Annotated in this window: 4 protein-coding genes; 1 reads left to right on the top strand and 3 read right to left on the bottom strand. The window is 53.3% G+C overall.

What is annotated here, in order from left to right; genetic code table 11:
- The 3 genes from EJP87_RS14965 to EJP87_RS14955 all read right to left on the bottom strand — a co-directional run.
- A partial coding sequence (locus tag EJP87_RS14965) for a hybrid sensor histidine kinase/response regulator (RefSeq protein WP_130472664.1) occupies nt 1–840 on the bottom strand: 840 nt, incomplete at its 3' end.
- Between the two features lie 57 nt (nt 841–897).
- Complete coding sequence (locus EJP87_RS14960) at nt 898–1368, bottom strand: DUF2782 domain-containing protein (RefSeq protein WP_193771427.1); 471 nt, start codon at nt 1366–1368, stop codon at nt 898–900.
- Between the two features lie 37 nt (nt 1369–1405).
- Entirely contained in the window at nt 1406–2167 is a 762-nt protein-coding gene (locus EJP87_RS14955) for an ankyrin repeat domain-containing protein (RefSeq protein ID WP_193771426.1), read from the bottom strand.
- Between the two features lie 165 nt (nt 2168–2332).
- Between EJP87_RS14955 and EJP87_RS14950 the strand changes: the two genes are divergently transcribed.
- Nucleotides 2333–3145 (top strand): glutamate-1-semialdehyde 2,1-aminomutase (locus EJP87_RS14950; protein ID WP_130472661.1); only part of this gene is annotated, 813 nt, incomplete at its 3' end.

Genomic DNA, 3145 nt, shown 5'->3' with positions numbered 1-3145 from the left:
TTCGACCGCATTTTTGAGCAGATTGCCGAGCATGGAAAAACAGAGCAACTCTTCTCCCAAGACCAAAAATGGTCTGGTATAATCTGCTGCCTCTCCGTTTACCCGCACCCGCCACTCCAATTGTTTGAGTTGCAGGGCCCGTTTGTTGGCCCCTTTAATCTTGTCGAGCAAATCAAGCACATTGACCTCTCTGGCTTTCAGCTCATAAATTCCCCGTTCTATTTTGAACAGATCCATGGAGAGGTTGATCATCCCCAACAGGCAATAAGCGGAATCAAGAACCATCTGCAAATAGTTTGCCTGTTCGCTGTTTTTCTCCAGGGAGTCGTTGAGGAGATTGGCAAAACCGATCACAGCATTCAACGGCGATTTCAGATCATGGCGCATAATGCGATCCACATCTTCGCGCAAACGGGCTGCCTCCTGCAGGGCCTGATTCTGTTTTTTCAGAGATTCACGAGCTGTTTTGAGACCCAGGTGGGTTTTGACTCTGGCTTTGACGATGGGAGGGGAGATGGGTTTGGTCAGATAATCGACCGCACCCAACTCCAAAGCCTGCATTTCGTCGCTGATCTCCCCTTTGGTGGTGACAAAGATGATGGGAATTTCCCTGGTCTCTTCTCTTTCCTGCAGTTGACGGCAGACTTCATAGCCATCGATTCCTGGCATCAACACATCGAGCAGGATCAGATCAACCGGCTGGGTATGCACAATATGCAAGGCATCCTGACCATTGCGAGCCACCAACAGGCGATAGCTCTCCCCCATGCTGGCAATCAACATTTTGATGTTGCCAGGCACATCATCAACAATCAGAATTGTGGCTTTTTGTTCTTCCATCCACCAACCCCCATCCGTAGGCAGAGCGGAGGGTATCGCATCATGAGATCCAAAAACCTAAAAACGCAACAAAACCCACTGTGGCACTACCAATCTGGGTTGAAAACCAACATATCTTTCCTGAAACAAGCCACGTCCCTCCACATCGATCAAATAGTAGGGAGGTCCATTGGCTGGGGTAACCTCAATCTGGAACACGGTACCATTGATCAAATATTCGCGCACAGTCAAACCGTTATACTCCTCATAGCGGCGAATAACCGTTTCTGGCACTGTGGAATCGGGATCCAGCTTTTCGCTCAGTTCGGAAACCAACGGCCCTTTGGGGGGAACAGCAAAACCATCCTGTTTATGGGAACGCTCCTCTGGCAGAGCTTGCCCAACAGAGGGGGCCGCTGCTTTGCTGGAGGAGGGCTCAGCACTCCACACATAAACGGGCAAGGCACAACAAAGAGCCAGGAGCAGACCGCTGCGCGCACTTTGTTGCGTCACGGCAGACAGACGAGAGGAAAACAGTGGAGACATCATAAGCAGAATCCTTGCCGGAATAGTCCGGAGATAAAATTTATACCTCAGCTCGCAAAAGAGCCAACAGTTCGGGATTATCCTGTTCCTGGGCATAGTGAATGGGTGTTTTTCCTTCACTATCCTGCAAATGGGCATCGGCACCATTGGCCAATAAGATGCTGGCCACGGATGAACGATCACGAATAATCGCCCAATGCAAAGGGGTTTTACCGGAACGATTGCGCAGATTGATGTCTGCACCACCCTGCAGCAGGGCCTGCACCACCGGGGCATGACCATAAAACACGGCGCAATGCAGGGCGGGACCGCCATCGATACTGCACAGATCCACTTTTGCGCCCCACTGAATCAGAGACGCCACCATCTCATCATTGCCCTCTTGCGCCGCCTGAAAAATGGGGGTTTCCCCATGGCGATCACGGGCATTGACATCAGCACCCCACTCCACCAACAGTCGCGCCACCTCAATATGACCCCAAGAAGCTGCCCAATGCAGAGGGGTTTCCAGATCCTTGTCCGGCAATTTGGGATCGGCGCCTGCCTCCAGGAGTTTGCGGGTTATCTCAGCATTGCCACGAATCACTGCCCAGTGCAATGGAGTCCAAAGATAACAATCGACCAGACGCACATTGGCGCCTGTGCGCAACAGACGCAGCACCAGTGCCTCGTCACCCTCCTGCACGGCACGATGCAATGGAGTCCACCCATCCTTGTCACGGGCATGAATATCCAACCCTTTATCCAACCGCTCCGCCAGAGTGGTAATATCATCCATATTCACAATCTGTTCCGGTGCCATCTTCTCTCCCCCTTCCTGCCCTGCCTGTCTGCACGGCACAGTCAGCCTGCAGCACATCCGACTTGCTGTATCCTGGAACCGTTTGACCAGCCATTGCCTGTCACCCTGCAATAAAGGTATACCAGATACAGTATTGGAACAACCCCTGCAATCGGAGAGCCTGCCATGAACCGCTCCGCAACACTTTTTCAACGTGCCAAAGAGATCATTCCCGGTGGTGTGAACAGCCCGGTACGAGCCTTCAAATCAGTTGGCGGTACTCCTCCCTTCATTGCCAGTGCCAAAGGGGCCTGGTTGACCGATGTGGATGGACGCAACTATATCGATTATGTCGGTTCCTGGGGCCCAATGATTGTCGGCCATGCCCATCCGGCAGTGGTAACCGCCATTCAGGAGGCTGCAGGCAAAGGCTCTTCCTTTGGTGCACCAACTGAGGCGGAAGTACAATTGGCAGAGGCCATTATCGATTGTGTCCCCTCCATCTCCATGGTCCGTTTGGTCAACTCCGGCACCGAAGCCACCATGAGTGCATTGCGTCTGGCCCGTGCCTTTACCGGACGCCCTTGTATCGTCAAATTCAGCGGTTGTTATCATGGTCACAGCGACAGCCTCCTGGTGGAAGCCGGTTCGGGAGCAGCCACCTTTGGCGTCCCCTCCTCGCCCGGTGTGCCTCCAGCAACGGCACAGGATACCTTGACTCTGCCCTATAACGATCTGCCTGCTCTGGAAGCACTCCTGGCAGAACGTGGCAAGGAGATTGCCGCCCTGATTGTGGAGCCAGTGGCAGGAAACATGGGCTGTGTTTTGCCACTGCCCGGTTATCTGGCTGCTCTGCGCCGTGCTTGCGATCAATATGGTATTGTGTTGATTTTTGATGAGGTGATGACCGGCTTCCGGGTTGCTCTGGGGGGAGCACAGGCCTTGTATGATGTGCGTCCCGATTTGACCACCTTGGGCAAGGTTATCGGTGGCGGTCTG

Source organism: Candidatus Magnetaquicoccus inordinatus, assembly GCF_004217665.1.
Classification (GTDB): domain Bacteria; phylum Pseudomonadota; class Magnetococcia; order Magnetococcales; family Magnetaquicoccaceae; genus Magnetaquicoccus; species Magnetaquicoccus inordinatus.
This window is presented reverse-complemented; position numbering and strand designations above follow the sequence as displayed.

Bases quoted from the DNA above. Each gene is read 5' to 3' on its own strand.
- EJP87_RS14960 (WP_193771427.1), bottom strand. From the start codon at position 1,368: ATGATGTCTCCACTGTTTTCCTCTCGTCTGTCTGCCGTGACGCAACAA.
- EJP87_RS14955 (WP_193771426.1), bottom strand. From the start codon at position 2,167: ATGGCACCGGAACAGATTGTGAATATGGATGATATTACCACTCTGGCG.